The organism is Bradyrhizobium algeriense (genome assembly GCF_003062295.1).
In the GTDB taxonomy this organism is placed as follows: Bacteria; Pseudomonadota; Alphaproteobacteria; order Rhizobiales; family Xanthobacteraceae; genus Bradyrhizobium; species Bradyrhizobium algeriense.
The window spans coordinates 167,541-184,985 of the sequence record NZ_PYCN01000012.1; the positions used below are offsets into that span (position 1 = coordinate 167,541).

At 60.5% G+C, this 17,445-nt stretch carries 22 protein-coding genes, 1 tRNA gene and 1 pseudogene; 14 read left to right on the plus strand and 10 right to left on the minus strand.

Annotation, left to right across the window (positions count from 1 at the left end; genetic code table 11):
* Positions 1 to 10: 10 nt before the first annotated feature.
* On the minus strand, positions 11 to 1,795 hold the full coding sequence (locus C7G61_RS23125; RefSeq protein ID WP_108518749.1) for an acyl-CoA dehydrogenase family protein: 1,785 nt from the start codon (positions 1,793 to 1,795) through the stop codon (positions 11 to 13).
* Positions 1,796 to 2,072: 277 nt separating this feature from the next.
* Between C7G61_RS23125 and C7G61_RS23130 the strand changes: the two genes are divergently transcribed.
* Positions 2,073 to 2,147 (plus strand) — tRNA-Gln (locus C7G61_RS23130).
* A 101-nt stretch (positions 2,148 to 2,248) separates the two neighbouring features.
* The gene (locus C7G61_RS23135; RefSeq protein ID WP_108518752.1) at positions 2,249 to 2,974 is read left to right on the plus strand and encodes a DUF6538 domain-containing protein; all 726 of its coding nucleotides are present in this window, start codon (positions 2,249 to 2,251) and stop codon (positions 2,972 to 2,974) included.
* A gap of 340 nt (positions 2,975 to 3,314) precedes the next feature.
* On the opposite strand, the gene C7G61_RS23140 is transcribed toward C7G61_RS23135, so the two are convergent.
* Together C7G61_RS23140 and C7G61_RS23145 are read right to left on the minus strand one after the other, a co-directional pair.
* Complete coding sequence (locus tag C7G61_RS23140) at positions 3,315 to 3,812, minus strand: DNA-binding protein (protein WP_108518754.1); 498 nt, start codon at positions 3,810 to 3,812, stop codon at positions 3,315 to 3,317.
* A 222-nt stretch (positions 3,813 to 4,034) separates the two neighbouring features.
* On the minus strand, positions 4,035 to 4,379 hold the full coding sequence (locus C7G61_RS23145; protein WP_108518756.1) for an antibiotic biosynthesis monooxygenase family protein: 345 nt from the start codon (positions 4,377 to 4,379) through the stop codon (positions 4,035 to 4,037).
* A gap of 289 nt (positions 4,380 to 4,668) precedes the next feature.
* Between C7G61_RS23145 and C7G61_RS23150 the strand changes: the two are divergent.
* The 3 genes and pseudogenes from C7G61_RS23150 to C7G61_RS23160 form a co-directional block, all read left to right on the plus strand.
* A pseudogene (locus tag C7G61_RS23150) lies at positions 4,669 to 4,804 on the plus strand (NADH-quinone oxidoreductase subunit B); the annotation flags it as partial.
* A 176-nt stretch (positions 4,805 to 4,980) separates the two neighbouring features.
* Positions 4,981 to 5,481 (plus strand): phospholipase A2 family protein, encoded by a 501-nt coding sequence (locus tag C7G61_RS47500; RefSeq protein WP_420836785.1) that lies wholly within the window; start codon positions 4,981 to 4,983, stop codon positions 5,479 to 5,481.
* Between the two features lie 19 nt (positions 5,482 to 5,500).
* Complete coding sequence (locus tag C7G61_RS23160; protein ID WP_108518758.1) at positions 5,501 to 5,734, plus strand: hypothetical protein; 234 nt, start codon at positions 5,501 to 5,503, stop codon at positions 5,732 to 5,734.
* Between the two features lie 30 nt (positions 5,735 to 5,764).
* Here the strand turns inward: C7G61_RS23160 and C7G61_RS23165 are convergent, their stop codons facing one another.
* The 4 genes from C7G61_RS23165 to C7G61_RS44785 form a co-directional block, all read right to left on the minus strand.
* On the minus strand, positions 5,765 to 6,688 hold the full coding sequence (locus C7G61_RS23165) for a complex I NDUFA9 subunit family protein (RefSeq protein WP_244608427.1): 924 nt from the start codon (positions 6,686 to 6,688) through the stop codon (positions 5,765 to 5,767).
* 159 nt (positions 6,689 to 6,847) lie between these two features.
* Entirely contained in the window at positions 6,848 to 7,051 is a 204-nt protein-coding gene (locus C7G61_RS44015) for a hypothetical protein (RefSeq protein ID WP_420836786.1), read from the minus strand.
* Positions 7,052 to 7,224: 173 nt separating this feature from the next.
* Entirely contained in the window at positions 7,225 to 7,518 is a 294-nt protein-coding gene (locus C7G61_RS23170; RefSeq protein ID WP_108518760.1) for a hypothetical protein, read from the minus strand.
* Positions 7,519 to 7,687: 169 nt separating this feature from the next.
* On the minus strand, positions 7,688 to 8,155 hold the full coding sequence (locus C7G61_RS44785) for a hypothetical protein (RefSeq protein ID WP_190241930.1): 468 nt from the start codon (positions 8,153 to 8,155) through the stop codon (positions 7,688 to 7,690).
* A 12-nt stretch (positions 8,156 to 8,167) separates the two neighbouring features.
* On the opposite strand from C7G61_RS44785, the gene C7G61_RS23180 reads away from it, so the two are divergent.
* Positions 8,168 to 9,622 carry a trypsin-like peptidase domain-containing protein gene (locus tag C7G61_RS23180; protein WP_190241931.1) on the plus strand — a complete coding sequence of 485 codons (1,455 nt, stop codon included), beginning with the start codon at positions 8,168 to 8,170 and terminating at the stop codon, positions 9,620 to 9,622.
* An 81-nt stretch (positions 9,623 to 9,703) separates the two neighbouring features.
* On the opposite strand, the gene C7G61_RS23185 is transcribed toward C7G61_RS23180, so the two are convergent.
* The gene (locus C7G61_RS23185) at positions 9,704 to 10,354 is read right to left on the minus strand and encodes a phosphoribosyltransferase (protein WP_108518765.1); all 651 of its coding nucleotides are present in this window, start codon (positions 10,352 to 10,354) and stop codon (positions 9,704 to 9,706) included.
* 249 nt (positions 10,355 to 10,603) lie between these two features.
* On the opposite strand from C7G61_RS23185, the gene C7G61_RS23190 reads away from it, so the two are divergent.
* Positions 10,604 to 10,783: a hypothetical protein gene (locus C7G61_RS23190; protein WP_108518767.1), complete on the plus strand. Its 180-nt coding sequence runs from the start codon at positions 10,604 to 10,606 to the stop codon at positions 10,781 to 10,783.
* Positions 10,784 to 11,011: 228 nt separating this feature from the next.
* Here the strand turns inward: C7G61_RS23190 and C7G61_RS44020 are convergent, their stop codons facing one another.
* The gene (locus C7G61_RS44020) at positions 11,012 to 11,263 is read right to left on the minus strand and encodes a hypothetical protein (protein ID WP_145963671.1); all 252 of its coding nucleotides are present in this window, start codon (positions 11,261 to 11,263) and stop codon (positions 11,012 to 11,014) included.
* A 1,048-nt stretch (positions 11,264 to 12,311) separates the two neighbouring features.
* Positions 12,312 to 12,518 (minus strand): hypothetical protein, encoded by a 207-nt coding sequence (locus C7G61_RS23210; RefSeq protein ID WP_244608428.1) that lies wholly within the window; start codon positions 12,516 to 12,518, stop codon positions 12,312 to 12,314.
* On the opposite strand from C7G61_RS23210, the gene C7G61_RS47055 reads away from it, so the two are divergent.
* The 7 genes from C7G61_RS47055 (at position 12,517) to cpaB (ending at position 17,436) form a co-directional block, all read left to right on the plus strand.
* Entirely contained in the window at positions 12,517 to 13,227 is a 711-nt protein-coding gene (locus tag C7G61_RS47055) for an ABC transporter ATP-binding protein (RefSeq protein WP_108518773.1), read from the plus strand. The two genes, C7G61_RS23210 and C7G61_RS47055, sit on opposite strands and share 2 nt — an antisense overlap.
* Positions 13,224 to 13,430, plus strand: coding sequence for a hypothetical protein (locus C7G61_RS23220; RefSeq protein WP_108518775.1), 207 nt, complete (start codon positions 13,224 to 13,226; stop codon positions 13,428 to 13,430). Before C7G61_RS47055 ends, C7G61_RS23220 begins: the two co-directional genes overlap by 4 nt.
* A 20-nt stretch (positions 13,431 to 13,450) precedes the next feature.
* Entirely contained in the window at positions 13,451 to 14,740 is a 1,290-nt protein-coding gene (locus C7G61_RS23225) for an ABC transporter substrate-binding protein (RefSeq protein WP_108518777.1), read from the plus strand.
* A gap of 674 nt (positions 14,741 to 15,414) precedes the next feature.
* Positions 15,415 to 15,624 (plus strand): hypothetical protein, encoded by a 210-nt coding sequence (locus C7G61_RS23230; protein WP_108518779.1) that lies wholly within the window; start codon positions 15,415 to 15,417, stop codon positions 15,622 to 15,624.
* A gap of 114 nt (positions 15,625 to 15,738) precedes the next feature.
* A complete protein-coding gene (locus C7G61_RS23235) occupies positions 15,739 to 15,954 on the plus strand; it encodes a Flp family type IVb pilin (protein WP_108518781.1) in 216 nt (71 codons plus the stop codon).
* A 65-nt stretch (positions 15,955 to 16,019) separates the two neighbouring features.
* The gene (locus tag C7G61_RS23240; protein ID WP_190241932.1) at positions 16,020 to 16,526 is read left to right on the plus strand and encodes an A24 family peptidase; all 507 of its coding nucleotides are present in this window, start codon (positions 16,020 to 16,022) and stop codon (positions 16,524 to 16,526) included.
* A gap of 1 nt (position 16,527) precedes the next feature.
* Positions 16,528 to 17,436: a Flp pilus assembly protein CpaB gene (gene cpaB / locus C7G61_RS23245; RefSeq protein WP_108518786.1), complete on the plus strand. Its 909-nt coding sequence runs from the start codon at positions 16,528 to 16,530 to the stop codon at positions 17,434 to 17,436.
* The last annotated feature ends 9 nt before the right edge of the window (positions 17,437 to 17,445 follow it).

Consider the following 17,445-nt stretch of genomic DNA (forward strand, 5'->3'; position numbering starts at 1 on the left):
GCAGCGTCGCTTAGCCCAGCAACGCCGCATCCGCGCCGTTCACGGCTTCCGCGCTGTCGGTGACCGTCTTCTCCAGCGATCCCGCTTGCACGGTAACGTTCTCGGCAAAGAACCGCGCCACCGTCACGTAGCGCTGCGGATCGCCGCCGGCCTCGCCGTTGCCCTTCGCGGCCAGCGCTTCGCCGGCCAGCATGCAGCCGCCGAGCGTCGAGCCGAACAAGCGCAAATATGGCGTGGCGCCGGCGAGCGCGTCGTTCGGCGCGGACGCCACGCGTTCCAGCAGCCACTTGCTGGCGCGCTCCAGCGAGCCGAGCGCGTCGCGCAGTTTTGGTCCCGTGGTGCCGAACGCGGGATCGTTCGAGGCCTCGACCTGCTTGACGATGCCGCTGAGTTCATCGAGCAGGGCCCAGACCGATGCGCCGCCGTTCGCGGCGAGTTTGCGCGTGACGAGGTCGATCGACTGAATGCCGTTGGTGCCCTCGTAGATCGAGGTGATGCGCGCGTCGCGATAATGCTGCGCGGCGCCGGTCTCCTCGATAAAACCCATGCCGCCGTGGATCTGCACGCCGAGATACGTCACCTCGTTGCCGATGTCGGTGGAGAAGGCCTTTGCAATCGGCGTCAGCAGCGCGCCGCGCGCGGCGGCATCGGCCCGCACCTTGGCATCCGTGGCGCGCGTGGAAATGTCGAGCGCCACCGCCGTGGCGTAGCAGATCGAGCGGGCGGCGGCCGTCAGGCTGCGCATCTGCAACAGCATGCGCTTGACGTCGGGATGCACGATGATCGGGTCGAGCCCGTCGCCCTTCTTGCCGACGGCGCGGCCCTGCTTGCGCTCCTGCGCAAAGGCCAGCGCCTGCTGGTAGGCGCGGTCGGCGATGCCGACGCCTTCGAGGCCGACGCCGAGGCGGGCCTGATTCATCATCGTGAACATGCAGAGCATGCCGCGATTTTCCTCGCCGATCAGGTAACCGACGGCGCCGCCGTGATCGCCCATCGTCATGGTGCAGGTGGGGGAGGCGTGCATGCCGAGCTTGTGTTCGACGCCGGACGGATAGATGTCGTTGCGCGCGCCCAGCGAGCCGTCGGCGTTGACCATGAATTTCGGAATCAGGAACAGCGAAATCCCCTTGGTGCCCGCGGGCGCATCGGGCAGGCGGGCGAGAACGAAATGCACGATGTTATCGGTCATGTCGTGGTCGCCATAGGTGATGAAGATCTTGGTGCCCTTGATGCGGTAGGTACCATCACCAGCGCGCTCGGCGCGGGTACGCAGCGCGCCGACATCGGAGCCGGCCTGCGACTCGGTGAGCTGCATGGTGCCGGTCCATTCGCCCGAGACGAGTTTTTCCAGATAGATCTGCTTCAGCTCCTCGCTGCCATGGGCGTCGAGCGCCTCGATGGCGGAGAGCGTCAGCAGCGGGCAGAGGCCGAACGCGATGTTCGACGCGCTCCAGATTTCGGTGCAGGCGGCGTTGATCGCCATCGGCAGGCCCTGGCCGCCAAAAGCTTCCGGGCCCGACACCGCGTTCCACCCGCCGGCGATCCAGCGCTGGTAGGCATCCGGCCAACCGGGCGCGGTCGTCACCTTGTCGTCGGCGAGCTTGATGCCGTGTTCGTCGCCCACTTTGTTCAGCGGCGCCAGCACGTCGCCGGCGAATTTGCCGGCTTCCTCCAGCACGGCCGCGGTGATGTCGCCGTCGAAATCGCCGTAATGTCCGGCCTTCACGGCCGCCTGCAGGCCTGCGCCGTGGTTGAGGGCGAGCAGGATGTCGGAGATCGGCGCGCGGTAAGTCATGACGAAAATCTCGCTTTTGGCTAATGGCTGCCGCCGTCTTCCCACGAAACCGGGGTTCTCTCAACTCTCCGCTGGGCGGTATTCGCCCCGCCTGGGGGCGCGAAAACCGGCCCGGCGCACCCAAAGCAATGACCCTTTATATAAGGGTAGATCGACGGGGCCCGATTTTGGGGTGAAATTCGGCCCCGCAGCCTGTTGAAATAGCGTTGCTCCCTCTATAGACCGGCGGTGCCGGAACAGGTCGCGCTGGTCGATCCCGTGTTCCGGCCCGGACTGTTGGGGCGTAGCCAAGCGGTAAGGCAGCGGATTTTGATTCCGCCATTCGGAGGTTCGATCCCTCCCGCCCCAGCCAGCGCGCCGACCACCGTTGAAAATACTGAAAAATCGGCCTGGCTGGGGAGCTGATGCACAGCTCTGCGACGCATTCCTGCTGCACAACGGTGTCGCGTTCCGATGGCTGTCCGCCTCTTTCGCCGTGAGGCGACCTACTGGCGGCGGCGCGTGCCTCGCGCGCTCGCCATTTTTCAGGGGCGCCCGCATGTTTTTTTGAGCCTGCGGACGACGAGCCCGGTGATGGCGCGTCGGCTGGGAGCTCAACTCGACGCCATTCTGGAAGACGCCGCGATGCTTGCCGAGAACACCGACCTGCACCTAACACCGTCCCAAATCGACACAATGCTTCGCGCTGTCGTGGAGCGGCATCTAACTAAGCTGGAGAAGGTCGCACTTGCTGCAAAGAGCGCGCTCGGTTTCGACGTCGACCAGGCGCGGTCGGACGACAAGCGGGCATTGTGGACCTACGCCTTGCTCGATGCCCAGGGCGCCACCGCCGTCGTCCGCGCGGTGGATCGTATCCGCATGACCTCCGATGGACTTTCGGAGGCCGTCATCGAGGCCGTGCAGCGTCATTTGGCCATGCTTCAGAAGAACGGTCTTAGCAGCGGAACTGTCAATCGGCATTTGACCTTATCTTGGTCAGATATTCGAGTACGCCAGCGCTCGCGGCTTGGAGAACTTCGACAAGATCGATCTCTCAAAAGCTTCGCGCCAAGAGCGACCGCGACACGCGCGATCGGGACGAAAGGCTCAAGCTGCCTATCGAGCGCGCCGTGGCGATCTTTCGGACAGCCCCGTTCAACAACGGCGCAAGCCGGAATGCGCTTGGAGAACCGGGCGTGACAGGCGCTCACCAAATCTTCCACTGCGCGCTCTATTTTGTGCCGATCCTCATTTATTACACGGGGGGCCGCCGCGAGGAGCTCTGTGGAGCGATGGTCGATGATGTGATCTTATAACGGAGACGTTCCGTATAACGGCGACGTTCCCTATCTCCACATTGCCAAAATTGAACGCAGGCGGATCAAGAAGGTCCAGTCCCAGCGCAACATTCCGTTGCATCCGGAGGCGCGGGTAGCGTCAATCGTTTTTCCCGCCATCTCCCTTCACCCCGCCATCTCACCTAACGAAGAGGTCGTCCGGACGAGGTGTTCGGTCCGGAGTAACTATCGACCAACCCGCGCTATCGTCGGCGACGCGTTCTGGTTTGCGCCGCTTTCTTGGCGGCGGCAGAGCGGCCAGCGGAGCCTTTTGTCTTTACGGCTTTTCTGGCTGCCGCAGAACGAGCTGAGGCGGTGCGGCGCGAGGCGGCACGCTGCGTTTGCTTCGAGAGCGCGGTGCGCGACGCCGTGCTGCGCGGTTCGCGCTTAAGGACCCGTGACACGGCGCGCGAGACGCGCGGTCGGCGTCGGGGCTTTCGCTTGCCCTGGCCTGCCTCATACTCGGCGCTTTTGCGGGTGCTCGCCTTGGCCGTGCCTTTCCGTGGCGGGCGAAGAGCAACGCCTGCGCGCCGCGCTTTGGATAGGCCAATGGCAATGGCCTGCTGCGGCGATCTCGCCCCATGTTCGCCGCGGCGAACCTTGCGGATCTCCTCATGCACAAATTCGCCCGCCTGAGTGGTGGTTGATTTGCCCGCGCGCTTGTCCTTCCGGGCCTTCTCCACGGTTCGTCGCTCTGGCATGACTATTTCCTCCATAGTGCCCTCAAGCGTAACGCCGTACCTCGCAAAAGGTCCCTGAACGCTGCTTGCGGGGTGTGGACGCCGCAGCCACGCCATGGCCTAACATGCCGCGCATGTGCTTATCGGAACAACATCGAGCAACTCTGCCGATCCGGGCAGAGTCGGCAGCGCGACCTTGCGCGCAACTATTTCCCGCCTTCGAGTCAACCCATCACGAGATGCTCAGCGAGCACCGTCCAAGACTTCGGCAACTTCCAGGACCTCGGCAACTTCGTAAAGATGTGGATCAATTTGGTCGGTCAAATCGTCAAGCGTCCCCCAGGCCTTGCGAAAATCTGGAGATTGGTGAGCCTGCTGCAGGAGTTGACGGCTTTGCCATTGGACGTAGTTGACAATGCGTCGTCCGTCGAGACTGCGATGCAGGCTGATTGAGACAAAGCCCGGCTGGCGCGCCATGAAACGCGCTCGCTCCGCCATCATTGACAAAACCTCAGCCTGCTTTTCCGGCTCGGTATCAACCACCGTGATCTGCGTGATCGTCTGAGTGTTGATCTGAATATTGGGCATGATGCCTCTCCTTTCTCGGGCGATTTTCCGCCGTGCATCGCTGTGATCCTGGCATTTCGGTAGTCTCAGATCCTGAGCTCATCGATCAATCTCTCCGAACGCGCTGGACCACCTCGCCGTCAAGCTCCAGAACCAGGCGCAACACCCCGTGTGCCGCCAGGTGTTGCGGTCCGAAATTGATCGTGAAGTTGCGGAGCGCAGCCCGGCCATGCGGATTTCCTTCGCTTCGCTGGAACTGAAACGCCCGGTACCTTCATCTGTTCCGCAAACGCGCCAATCGGCGGAACGTATGACGTTTGGTCTTGCCTATTGCGCGATCGAAATGATGCCGATGCCGCGCTACGACGCTGAGCGTTTCGGCTTTGCACTGCGTGCGTCACCGGCAAGCCTGCGTGATGATTGTCGCGGGACATCGTACGCCAAAATGGCGCCGGCCTTTTACAGTCAGCGACTGACCAGCGGAAAGACTATAGGCGGCCGTATAGCTCGCCGGCGAGCCAGGAACCCGCGTAGCGATCGCTCTAATGCTGCTCCATCTGGAACTCGGGCTCGCCCTGAACATTATGCTTTCGGCCACTCGAGCATGACGAGGCTTAATGCCATGTATCTCCGGCTGGAGCGTTCGTGCGTGGTTGTCGTCCTTTGCGCCTGTGTTGTCCTGACCGCAATGGCGGAAGCGCGATCTGGAGAATTTCACAGCAAGCAGTCGATTGCTGGCGACGGCCGTCACGTCGACTACGGCGGGCTGCTATTTCATGGCAATTACTGTGGTCCGGGTAGCCGACCAGGAACTCGGCCTGTTGATGCTTTGGATGCTGCCTGTATGCGTCACGACGCCTGCGGGCGTTTCAATGCCCTCCCGAGCTGCGCCTGCAATGCGAGACTTCAATATGAAGCAGCAGCGATTGCGCGCAATCCCGCACAACGGCCGGATATTCAATTCCTGGCTTCCATCACGGCGGCCGGTGCTGGCTTATTGCTGTGTCAGCCATCCTCACAAGTTTCTCGCGATCCGATCGGCTTTCCGGCGATTGACCCATATCGACTAAATGGATCTCAGGAATGGAAACGCGGTCCAAGACATCGTCATTTGACACGCTGATCAGCGAAAGGTGGACATCATGGCGACATGTGAAACCTGCGGCAACGACTACGACAAAGCCTTTCAGGTCACGATGAACGGCAAGGCACATACCTTTGATAGCTTCGAATGCGCCATTCATGCGCTCGCACCAACCTGCAATCATTGCGGAATCCGCATCGTCGGGCATGGCCTCGAGAAGGCCGGCACATTTTTTTGTTGCGAGCATTGTGCCGAAGACGAAGGCGTTAAAGGTCTGCGCGATCGGATCTAGCCCGGGCGATCTGTTTGGGGTCGGGCCCGGTTAGTGGCCTCTCAGCATGGTCTGGATGACTTCCTCGACCGCATGCGGTGAAATTCCCAGCCGTTCAAATCCCGGCATTTCCGGCGACTGCATATTGTCGACTTGCATGAGTGCTACTTGATGACGAGTAATTGGCGGGCTCGGCAATATTGCCAAGATCCGCGACAATGCGTGCCACGCGGCGAAGGGAACGGGGAGAAGAACAGGTTTAACTCCGGCCTCGCGCGCGAGGGCTCTGACGAACTCCTTATAAGAGTAGACGCGCGGGCCGCCGCACTCGAACGTGGCACCCGTTTCGGACCCTTGCAATACCTGCGCAATCGCTTCTCCCACGTCTTCCACGTAGGCCGGCTGTAATCTCGTCAGTCCTTGTCCGAACATTGGATAAACGGGGAAGCGCCGGAGGAGCGTGATTATGGTGGTAATGAACGTGTCATCTGGGCCGAACATTACAGCCGGACGAACGACGGTCGCACCGGCAAACGCTGCCCGGACTGCCGACTCGCTCTCGCCGCGTTTGCGAATGTAGAGCGATGACGAGCTCGCATCGGAGCCGATTCCAGAAATGTGTACGAGCCGTTCGACTTCGGCTTGTTGCGCCTGCGCCGCTATGCGGTGGGCAGCTTCGACATGTACGGAATGAAACGTCTCCCGTCCACGCTCGACATAAAGACTAACTGCATTCACCACGCCATAAGCGCCGGCAACAGCTCTGGCGATCGATGGCTCGCTATGGATGTTCACTTCGATCGACTCAATCTGGGAATCGTCGGACCCAAACAGCTCCCGGCCTCGATCGGGATGTCTCGACGCAACGCGAACGGGAAACTCGTGCCTGCGTAGATGCCGGACTGCTCGGCGGCCAAGAAAGCCGGTCCCGCCAAACACGACGACAAGTTTACCTGTCTGGCTGCGACTGTTCACATTCTCCACCGACCACGACGGTTGTTAGCTGCGCCGCCCCGATATCGTGTACGCCAGGGCGAACCGGAGCGGGAGTTGATCGTAACGCAGCAGCCAAACCAAAGCCACCGGACAAGCGATTGCGGCTACGTCAAGCGGTGCGCCGACAGCGGCGAACATTCAGAACTGCGCGTTGAACACGGTCGTCTCGCGCCATAGTTCGGGCGACCATTGCTTCAGACGCGGAATAGATTCGAGCACATGAGCAAAGGATGGTCCAAAGCTTAACGCTGCGATCGTGACGACGAGCACCGCCCAGAACAGCATAAATCCGTGGGTCATGACTGCCATAACAGCTGGCAAGCCGAGTTGCTCCACGTTCATGGCACAAAGGACCGGTGCATCACGGTTCGTAAATCAAACTGCGGCCCGCAGCGCACCTACCGACCGAGTTGGAATCGCTCGGTAGTGTTTACAAATTGTCCGCCGAATGGCCGTCCTACCTCCGAGGCACGCCTCCAACGCTGGCGCGCCTCCAAAGCGCCGCTAAACGGGCTTTACCAGTCCGGGCCGATGCCGAAGCTGAACCCCGGCCCATAAACGCCTACGCCCGGCCTGCGATAGTAGCCGCGATCGTAGTCGTCATAGTATCGCGGAGTTGCATAGTAACCATCTCTGATCACCCGACGATCACTCCGGGTATTCCAACATCGGCCGGCGTCGTCACAGATTACCCGCGCCTGATGAAGGAGGGAAGAACCGCCTCCGGTTTGAATCTCGTCGGCCGCGTATGCATTCGAGGCTATGAGGGCACCGGCGCCGGCGAGCAATGTCAGTGTCAGTTTTCTCATGTCCAACTCCTCTGAGTGGAAAGCCTGAAATGGAAACGCCTCAACCAGCGACGGCGTTCCAGCAAATGGCCCAAATCAAAAATGTCGCCAGACGGTAATGTTTCCAGACCGTAATGTTTAATGTTTCCTGCCCGGCGCGATCCCGATCATTTGGAAGCATTGCGCTCTGTCAGCAGCAGCCATGCATTGCCGAAAGGCTGAAGGGGGTGCGCAATTTGGCCTGCTCACGCAATCGCCACCATTTGCTTTGGAACCACTTCGGCAGGCGCCAGTTCGCCCAGTGATGAGCGATATACAAGTCAGGCGGTTGCCGGTCGTTAGTCGAAACAAGCGCCTCGTAGGTATCATCTGGCTGGCTGACGCCGCGATGAAATGCGACCCAGCGGCAACAGGCGCCGCTATGTGCGGCGTAGTCGAACCGCGTGGTTTTCACGTCTCGTCCGCGTGAGGGATTGCGCCGCTGCATCCGCAAGGGTTCGGCTGCCAAAAGCACATGGAATCCGGAAGCCGAAAGGACGGAATTGATTCCGTGCGCCTCGGCTGAGACGAGAGTTGCCCACTTGATGCCATCGGGTGCTGGAGGCTGCCAGTCAGGTCTGGATTTGGTGTTTGGAGAAAGCTCATGGCCGAAAAACATACCGCAGGCAAGATGCGCCGCGCCATTCTTGCTGCCTCTATTCTTTCGATCGGAATTCTCGGAGCAGGAACGGCTGCCTGGCTGGGCGGATCGAGTGCCTGGAGAGAACTGCACTCCTGGTACAATCCCGCGGTTGGCTTTCAATCCGCCGCCCTGCCTGTGGGCTTTGAAGATCTCGTGGAACGCATCAAGCCGACGGTCGTGGGGGTGCGCGCGAAGGTAGAGCAAGACGCCGACGACGAGGAGCGGCCTTCCGGTCGCGGCGCGTCCTCGAAGCCTTCCGATGTGCCGATGGGCGGCCGACAGCCCCGTACCGCCACCACTCTCGGGTCAGGCTTCTTCATATCATCGGATGGATACGCCATGACGACCAGCCATCTGGTCAGGGGCGGCGAAAAAATTGAGGTCATCACCGACGACGGCAGGAGTTACCCTGCCAAGCTGGTTGGCGCCGACCCGAAAACGGACCTCGCGCTGCTCAAGATAGAGGGCGAAAAGGAATTCCCGGTTGCCCAGATCGCCGACAAGGCGCCTCGGATCGGCGCGCGGGTTCTTGCCGTCGGCAACCCGTTTGGACTTGGCGGAACGGTGACGGCTGGAATTGTCTCGGCCCGTGCGCGCGATATTCTTGGTCCCTACAACGACTTCATCCAAATCGATGCGCCGGTCAATCAAGGCAATTCCGGTGGACCGACCTTCGATGTCAGCGGCAAGGTGATTGGCATCAACAGTGCAATATTTTCGCCGACGGGCGGCTCGGTCGGTGTCGGCTTTGCCATTCCAGCGGAAACAGTCAGGACGATCGCGGACAGACTCAAACAGAAGGGTATCGTCTCCCGTGGCTGGATCGGCGTCGAGGTTCAGTCGGTGAGTCCGGACATCGTGGACGGTCTCGGTCTCAACAAACCGGTCTACGGCGTCTTGGTCGCCGAAATCCAGCCGGACAGCCCGGCTGCAAAAACCGGCATCGCGCCGGGCGACGTCATCACTTCTGTGGCGGGCCAGCCAGCCAGCAATGATCGCGACTTGATAAGGAGAGTCAGCGATATGCCCCCCGGAAAATCAATCGAGGTCGGCCTGATCCGTCAGAACGAGCAAAAAAATGTCAACGTAACGCTGGGCGAACTTCCGGTTCCTCGCAATGAGAGCCGCTCGATTGCTGAAAAATCGAAATCACCGACGGCGGATGGCGATAAGCCAAACGTCGGATTGACCCTGATGCCCGCGGAAAACTTTGGCCCCGGTGTCCGAGGTGTCATCGTCGCCGATCTTGATCCCGGAGGTGTTGCGGCTGAGAGCGGACTTTCGACCGGGGATGTTATTCTCGACGTAGGCGGCAACGCCGTGAAGACTCCTGTCGACTTCTACAAGGCGCTGACCGAGGTTCAAAGCAAGGGCAAGCGCATCGCATTGGCGCGGGTGAAGTCAAGCCAGGCAACGCGATTTGTCGCTATTCCCGTCAATTGACGGATTGAACGTCGCGGCGGGCACACGACTGAGACTCGAGGGCCGGCCGCCGAGGATCCCGGAGGCTTAATTTACGGACGCTCAGATTGGCGCGCGTTGCAGGAGTTCCTGTACTTCCTTGTCGTCCACCTGGTGAAAATCTTTATAGTAGATGCCGACCGCCGTGAAATCCTCCGGTGTCGCCAGGCACACCATGTCATCGCATTCGGCACGAAGCATCTCGACCGTTTCCGCTGGCGCCACCGGCGTCGCGAGGACGACGCGGGCGGCGCCCTCGGCGCGAACGGCCTGAAGTGCGACCCTTGCGCTCGCGCCCGTGGCAATGCCGTCATCAACGACGATAGCGCTGTGTCCGGCGACAGAAACGTGCGGCCGGTCGCTCAACCAGAGGCGCCTACGGCGTTCGATCTTCGCGAGTTCGGCTTCGACGATCCTCGCGAGTTCGGATTTGGATACACCAGCCGTACGCACGACGTCCTCGTTGATGACTGTGCGGGGTCGCGCGCCGTCGATCACTGCCCCGGCCGCAAGTTCGGGATGCCACGGCACGCCGATCTTGCGCACCAGCAACAGATCAAGTGGCGCATGCAGCGCGTGTGCGACCTCGATGCCGACGGGGACGCCTCCACGCGGCAGCGCGAGGACCAGCGGTTGGGCGTGCTCCAGATATCCAAGTTTTTGCGCCAGTTGCCGACCAGCATCGCTACGATCGCGGAACAGATGGTGATTCATGATGGCCGCGTTACTCTCAAATGAGTTTCGAACCAGCGGCTCGCCAGAGCTGCTTCAGCGCGCCCGGCTCCTAAAAGGTGAGTCGGCCCGGCTGGCCACGGCAGTGGATCCTTGCCTGATCAAGGGATCATATCGCGACATCGATAGTTATTCCTTGGCCTTATCGGCAACGCAATGACGCCCGGCGGTGTTCCATCAGAAACTCGTCCGCGGAGCATCCGCTGAGTACCTTGGCAAGGCGGTGTGCAGATGTCTGAAACGCAGAATCCGGGACCTCAACATTCGGATGGTTCCCGAACCTATCCCGGCGAGAAGGCCCGGCAGGGCGAGATCATCCTGCGCAAGCCATGGATGCGTGTGGTTTTCATAGCCGGCCTTGTGGGTTGCGTTCTTCTGGCCCTGGGCATTCGCATCGCTGCGGGGCTCTGATGGATACAGGCCATTCGCCCTCGAGGCCAGCTGTGCCGAAGGAGAAGGCATCGCCGGCTGCTGCGCTTCCATGAGGGCGAACGCAAGCTGCGGCCGCTGGCGGATGTCCAATCGTTATATGATAGGCCATTGCACAACGTGCATGACAAGCTCTGTGATGTGCTGCTGTTCGCGAGCTCTCTAAAGGACGCGGGCGTGGCGCGCGTGACCATCTCTCAGTGGCGTACCTCAGCGCGAAACCAGCGCGAGCTCTATGGTTCGCGCCCGTCGATATTCCTGAAAGGCGGCTATTGCACGGTTCGAAAGCGCCAGCTTGTTTCGCTGACCTTGTCCGATCATTTGTTCAATCTTGCCTATCAGGAACTGATTGACCTCCCCGGGATCATCGATCTCGCCGCTGCGTTCGAGAAACTCCCAAGCGATCTGCTTCGCTTCTGCAAGTAGCTGCGGATTGGCATCGTCCTTGAACCATGTCGACATCGTCTTTCCTCGACCGTTGATCGAGGAACTAGCCGGACCAGGCTTGGTTCCTAAATATCGCGGTCACGGAAAAGATTTGCACGCCGGGACGGAGTTTAGGAACGACATGGACGGCAGCTCGTTATTTCGACGGAGCCGGTAACTTTGGAAAGGAGAAATCCCCGAAGAAGCGAACGCTCTAAGCGCCCCGTCAGTTACTCAGTTAACTGGCGGGGCCTTGGTTTTGACGACCGCGCGCGGTGGAAGCGCACGATGTCCTCGTGTCCGGGATCTTTCTTGGCCGCGGCGGAGCGGATGGCCGAGCCTTTTGTCTTTGCGGCCTTCCGGGCCGCGCCAGAGCGGTCGGAGGTGCGGCGGCGCGGCGCGTTTGGCTCGAAACGCGGCACGCTAAGAATGGTCCCGAGGAACGTCCTTGCGTGCATGCCGCAGCTCACGGCGATGTGCATGGATCGTGTTCCAAAACTCAGGCGGTATGGCCGGGGTCGAATTCTGAAGGCGTTTTTTTCCTGCGCTGGGGGACCATCTTTGCGGGATCCGGCTTTCCCGGTACTCCCCTCGGTCCGAGTTGTTCTCGCTGGATGTCATCTTCGGACTGCCTTGGCCGTCCGTCGTCAACTTGCCGGCGAATCCTGACGCTTTCGTCGTAGATTTGCCGGCTGGTTTTCCGTTCTGTTGCCATCTGCTCGATCCCTTACTGGAAAAACCTGGGCGGGCGCTCGATCTTCGATCCATCGACGTCGCCTCTTGGTGCCGAACGGATTAGATTCCTGCGGCCAAACCGAGGACTATCGCCAGGACAACGGCACCCAAAAGACCGGCGATGAAAACGGCGCGACGGCCGGGCGTGTTGAGAATGATTTCACCGCCTCGGGCCTTTTCCGCAGGAGACGGCTCCGTCGGCGGTGGCGCGGGTTGGGCCGGACCTTCTCTCACCATGAGACATCTCCGTGAATCAAAGCCCAACCGGCGCAATCGTTCCGGAGCCGTGCCGAAATGTCAAAAAACTGGCCTATTGTGGCCCGAAGGGAGAGGCGGCTCTCGCTGACCCTTATTCCGCGTCTGTTGTTTTCAGAAGTTGCGCGACTTCCATCAATTTTCGGCGCAGGCGTTCATCAGCAATGCCGAAGTAGAGTTCGAGGAGTTGACGCGACTCTCGCTTCGTAACGAGTTCACTCCAATCCTGCGCTTCGGAGGTTTGCTTCGACTCGACGGAGGCCCAGGCGATCCGCGCCGAGGTCGAGCAGGCAGCTTCCATGCTCGATATCGCCCATCTGCTGCGCCGCAAGCCGGGCCAGCTTTCCGGCTGCCAGCGCCAGCGCGTCGCGCTGGGCCGCGCGATGGTGCGGCATCCCGCCGTGTTCCTGATGGACGAGCCGCTGTCCAACCTCGATGCCAAGTTGCGGGTGCAGATGCGCGCGGAAATTACCGCGCTGCATCGTCGTCTGGGCGTCACCTTTGTGTACGTCACGCACGATCAGGCAGAGGCGATGACGATGTCCGATCGCGTCGCCGTGATGACGGCCGGCGAACTGCTTCAGGTCGGCCAACCGGAGCAGCTCTATCGCGACCCGCAGGACCTGCGGGTCGCCGAGATGATCGGAAGCCCAAAGATCAACGTGGTTTCTTGCGACCATTGGATATCTTTGGCTGCGTCGCTTCCTCCAGGAGTTGATGGCAACACGACGCACCTCGCGTTTCGTCCGGAGGCCGTCGGGATAGCCGCGCCCGGGGATAGAAGACTCAATGGCGTCGTCACCAGCGTCGAGAACCTTGGCTCTGATATCTTCCTGAACGTGGCGCTTGCAGATGGATGCGGCACCGTCGTCGTGCGCACGCATCCCGACGTATCGCGTTTGGAACCGGGCCGTCCGGTCGGCCTTCAGATTGATCCAGCGTGCTTGCTGCAATTTGACGGCGCGGGCATGCGCCTGCGCCAGGCCGAGCAGGTAGAGGCCGCAGCGTGACAACTCTGGACCAGCATCGCCAACGCAGGGTCGATGCGAAAGCACCCGCGCTCGGCATCCTGCTCTTCCGTGACGATGAAGCCGGGCAGTTCCTCGGTCCGCTGATGGCCGGCGCCGTGATTATCGTCGCCCCACTCCTCATTGCATTCCTGATCGCGCAGCGCCGGTTTATCGACGGCCTCGCCGTAACGACCATGAAGTAATCCAGAACTGGAGACCGTCCATGCTTGATCAAATCGTAACCCGGCTAGGTCCGGTGCTCGCCGGAGCGGTTGCGCTCGTGGCAATCGGCGCGACCTCTGCACGCGCGGAGGTCACGCTCGACGTGCTCTACACCACACCCGGTACCTTCAATGCGCTGCATCAGGAATTGGCCAGGCGCTTCACCGAGGCGCACCCCGACATCAAGGTGAAGTTCCGCAATCCCGTGGCGAGCTACGAGGAGGCCGCGCAGCAGATCCTGCGTGACCAGATCACCGGTCGCCCGCCGGATGTGGCTTTCAACGGAATCAATCAGATTGGCCTGTTCGTGGATCGGGGATTAGGGGCGCCGCTGGACGGATTCGCAGCGGCAGATGGTGGGCTTGCCGAACTTGGCTATTACTCGACGCTTGCGGAACTCGGAAAGTACAAAGGCAAGCTCTATGGCCTGCCGTTCGCCGTCTCGACACCGGTGCTCTACGTCAATGCCGATCTGCTCGCGAGGGCCGGCACCGATGTGTCAGCACTTCCAAAGACCTGGCCAGAGCTTCTGGCTCTGGGCAAGACCATCGAGGCGAAAGCGGGCACTGCGGCTACGGGCTTCTATTATCAGTGGGAGCAAACCGGAAACTGGCTATTCCAGTCGCTGGTGACGAGCAAAGGCGGCCGTATTCTCAAAGCCGACGGATGCAGCATCGCCTTCGACGATGCGAACGGCATGTGGGCGCTGAAGACGCTCGAAGCTTTCGGCAAATCGGGCATGCCGAATCTCGGGCTCGGTCAGGCCCGGCAATCATTCGTCGCAGGCAACATCGCGATATCAGCGGATTCCACATCCTATGTGGCCGCGGCCGAGCGGCAGATCGGCGGTCGGTTCCAGTTCAAAACCGTCGCCTTTCCGCTCGCCGTCGCCGACGGGCGCCTTCCCGCAGGCGGAAACGTCGCCATGGTTTTCGCAAAGGACGCCGAACGCCAGAAGGCCGCCTGGAAATATGTAAAGTTCGCCACCGGGCCGGTCGGCCAGACCGCGATGGTCAATTCCACCGGCTATATGCCCGGCAGCGAGATTGCCGTGAAGACGCCGGAGATGCTCGGCGCTTTCTATGCAAGGAGCCCCAACCACCTGACCAGTATCCAGCAATTGCCGCTGCTGACGGAATGGGCATCTTTTCCAGGCGATAATTCGCTGAAAATTATTGAGGTGATCAAGCACCATATAGAGAGTCTGGTGACGGGCAAGCGCACGGCGGAGCAGGTCATGCCTGAGCTGGTTGGAGATGTATCCAAGCTTCTGCCAAAGTGCGGCGACTAGCTGGCGATCGAACGCGCGGGGCGGCTCGATCGGACCGTCGCGCTTGCGCCGTTGGTAGCTCAAGCTTCCTCATGACGGATTGGGCCGATCGAGCGGGGAAAACAAATATTCTCAGCACTCAAGCATGGCCGCGATCAGCCATGCTGTACCGCGCCGTTGACGGCGTTCTCTAGTGAACGAATTGCGGCTGCGCGAAATCCCTGTCAGTGGATACACCTGAACGGCCATTACTTGCGCCAGTGCATATGCCAGCAAAACGGCGGCCCCACTCTCGCCTTGGCTTGTCGCGCGCCACACGATGATCCATGTAACGGCGGAGTGCGATCCCGGCACATGAGTTGATCTACCTGCAGGGAAATCTTGGAAATCGCGCGAGTGCCAATCGGAGACTATTGAGCGTCGGGTTTGATATTTCGACGGCAAAGGCTTCGCGCAACGCATCGACACTCAGTGCGCGTCGGCCGGCTCGATCCCTTGCCAACATGGCGAGCGCAGTGGTGGCTCCGACCTCGGAGGTAACTCGGAATTTCCGGCGCATCGTCCCGTACAAGTACGGGCAAATCTCCGCCATGAGCAATGACAGCATTTTGGCCTGATACTAGGATGAGGAAAGTTGGCAATTACTTTTCTGCCAACGCGTTCTGCAAAATTCATCTGAGTGAAGGGGTTTTCTCATGTTGAAGTATTCCATCAAGGCCACCGAAGCGTTGAAGCGTCTGCGCACGGACCAGGACGGCGTGGTGTCGTTCGAGTACATCATCGTCGCGGCGTGCATCATCGGCGCAGTGACTGCTGCGTTCGGTACTGGAGCTGGTGGTGCGATCGCGACGGCGCTGACTGGCGGGATCACCGCTATCACCGCCGCTTTCACTGCGGCCGTGTAATACAGGCATCTCGCCCCAGAGGGGGGCATAGGAATCTGCCCCCCTCTTTATTGGATTGCGGCCAAAGCCTCGTTTCTGAAAGTCCTGCCTTCGGCCCAAATAGGGATTCCTCCTATGTTGAGGTATCGAGTTAAGTCCACGGACGCGTTCAAGCGTCTGCGCACGGACAAGGACGGCGTGGTGTCGTTCGAATACGTGATGGTGGCGGCTTGCATCGTCGGCGCAGTGAGTGCTGCTTTCGGTACTAGCGCTGGTGGAACTGTCGCGACCGTGCTGACGAGCGGGATCAGCACGATCAGCGCCGCTATCAGCACTGCCGTCGGAAGCTAATACAGCCGTCTGGGTTCATGGAGGCACGAGAGATCTGTAGCCACATTTTTTAAGGCGTGCGTTTGATGAGTTGGATTGTTGCCATTACCTCGTTTGTCGAAATCCTGTTGTTGCTCTATGTCGCAACGATCGATGTCGCGACACGATTGATCCGAAATGAGATCTGTCTGGTGCTGGCGCTCCTCGGGATTGCCGGTCAATTGGTGAGCCCGATACAGGTTGCCCAGTCGCTGATCGCGGCGACAATCCTGCTGCTGCTGCTGCTGGTCATCTACCAGCGGGGACTGATTGGCGGCGGCGACGTCAAGTTGCTGGTTGCTTTGGCGATTGGTCTCCCACTGACAGGTGTGATTCAGTTGTTGACCATAACCGCGCTGGCCGGCGGTATTCTTGCCCTGGTGCATCTGATGATGCGCCTCCTGCCATACCCCAGACTAGCGCCCGCCGGATCGTCGCTCGTACGCCGCGTCTACGCGATAGAGCGTTGGCGCCATTTGCGACACGCGCCGCTACCTTACGGGGTTGCCATAGCGTGCGGTGGTATCTGGACCGTTCTCAGCAAAGGACTTTGACATGTCATCCGCTTTGCGCCTCTCGATCATCATGGTGTTCTTCCTCGCGACCGTTGCGCTCGGGCTTATCGCCTACAACATGAACCTGCCGAAACAGGTCCCGGTAGCACAGGTCACGGAGAACACTCCGGCGCCGGCGCCTCCCACTGTCGGGTACTTCGTCGCGGTACACCCGCTACCGAGAGGCACACTGGCCCGCGATGAAGATTTCGAGGTACGCTCGGTGCCGCCGGAACGTGTTCCAGCAGGGGCGATCCTTGATACGCCCGGCGCCAAGATCGGACTTCGCGGGTCTCTGGTTCGCAACTTCCTCGATACTGGCAGTCACATCACATCGAAGGACATATTGCGTCCGCGAGAACGGGGTTTCCTCGCCAGCGTCTTGGCACCGGATAGCCGAGCCATCAGCATCAACGTTGACGCCGCATCTGGTGTCTCGGGCCTGATCTGGCCAGGTGACTATGTGGATGTCGTGTTGACCCAGGAGTCGACGACAGCAGGCGAGAAGAAGAATCCTGATCACCAGCACGGCACGCTGAGCGAAACCGTTGCTCATAATGTCCGAATTGTCGCGATCGACCAGGACATTGTGCAAGGTGGCTCGGCCAGCAACGCCACGGCCGGTAAGGTAGCGCGCACTGTTTCGTTGCAGCTTGCGCCAGAGCAGGTCAAGAAAGTCACAGTCGCAGCACAGCTCGGAAAGGTCTCCTTGGCCGTACGGTCCGCGGTCGATCGACAGGACATGGGGGACACGGACGCGACGGTGGTGGTCTATGCACGCAATAGCGGCACGAAATACTCAGTCAAGAGAGACGATACAGGGAACACGCGCACGCTTTTGAGCGGCGATGTGTCGCCGGCAATTGCTCCGTCAACGCCGGTCGCTTCGGCCGTATCGTCACGTCGGTAAGGGGAGGCA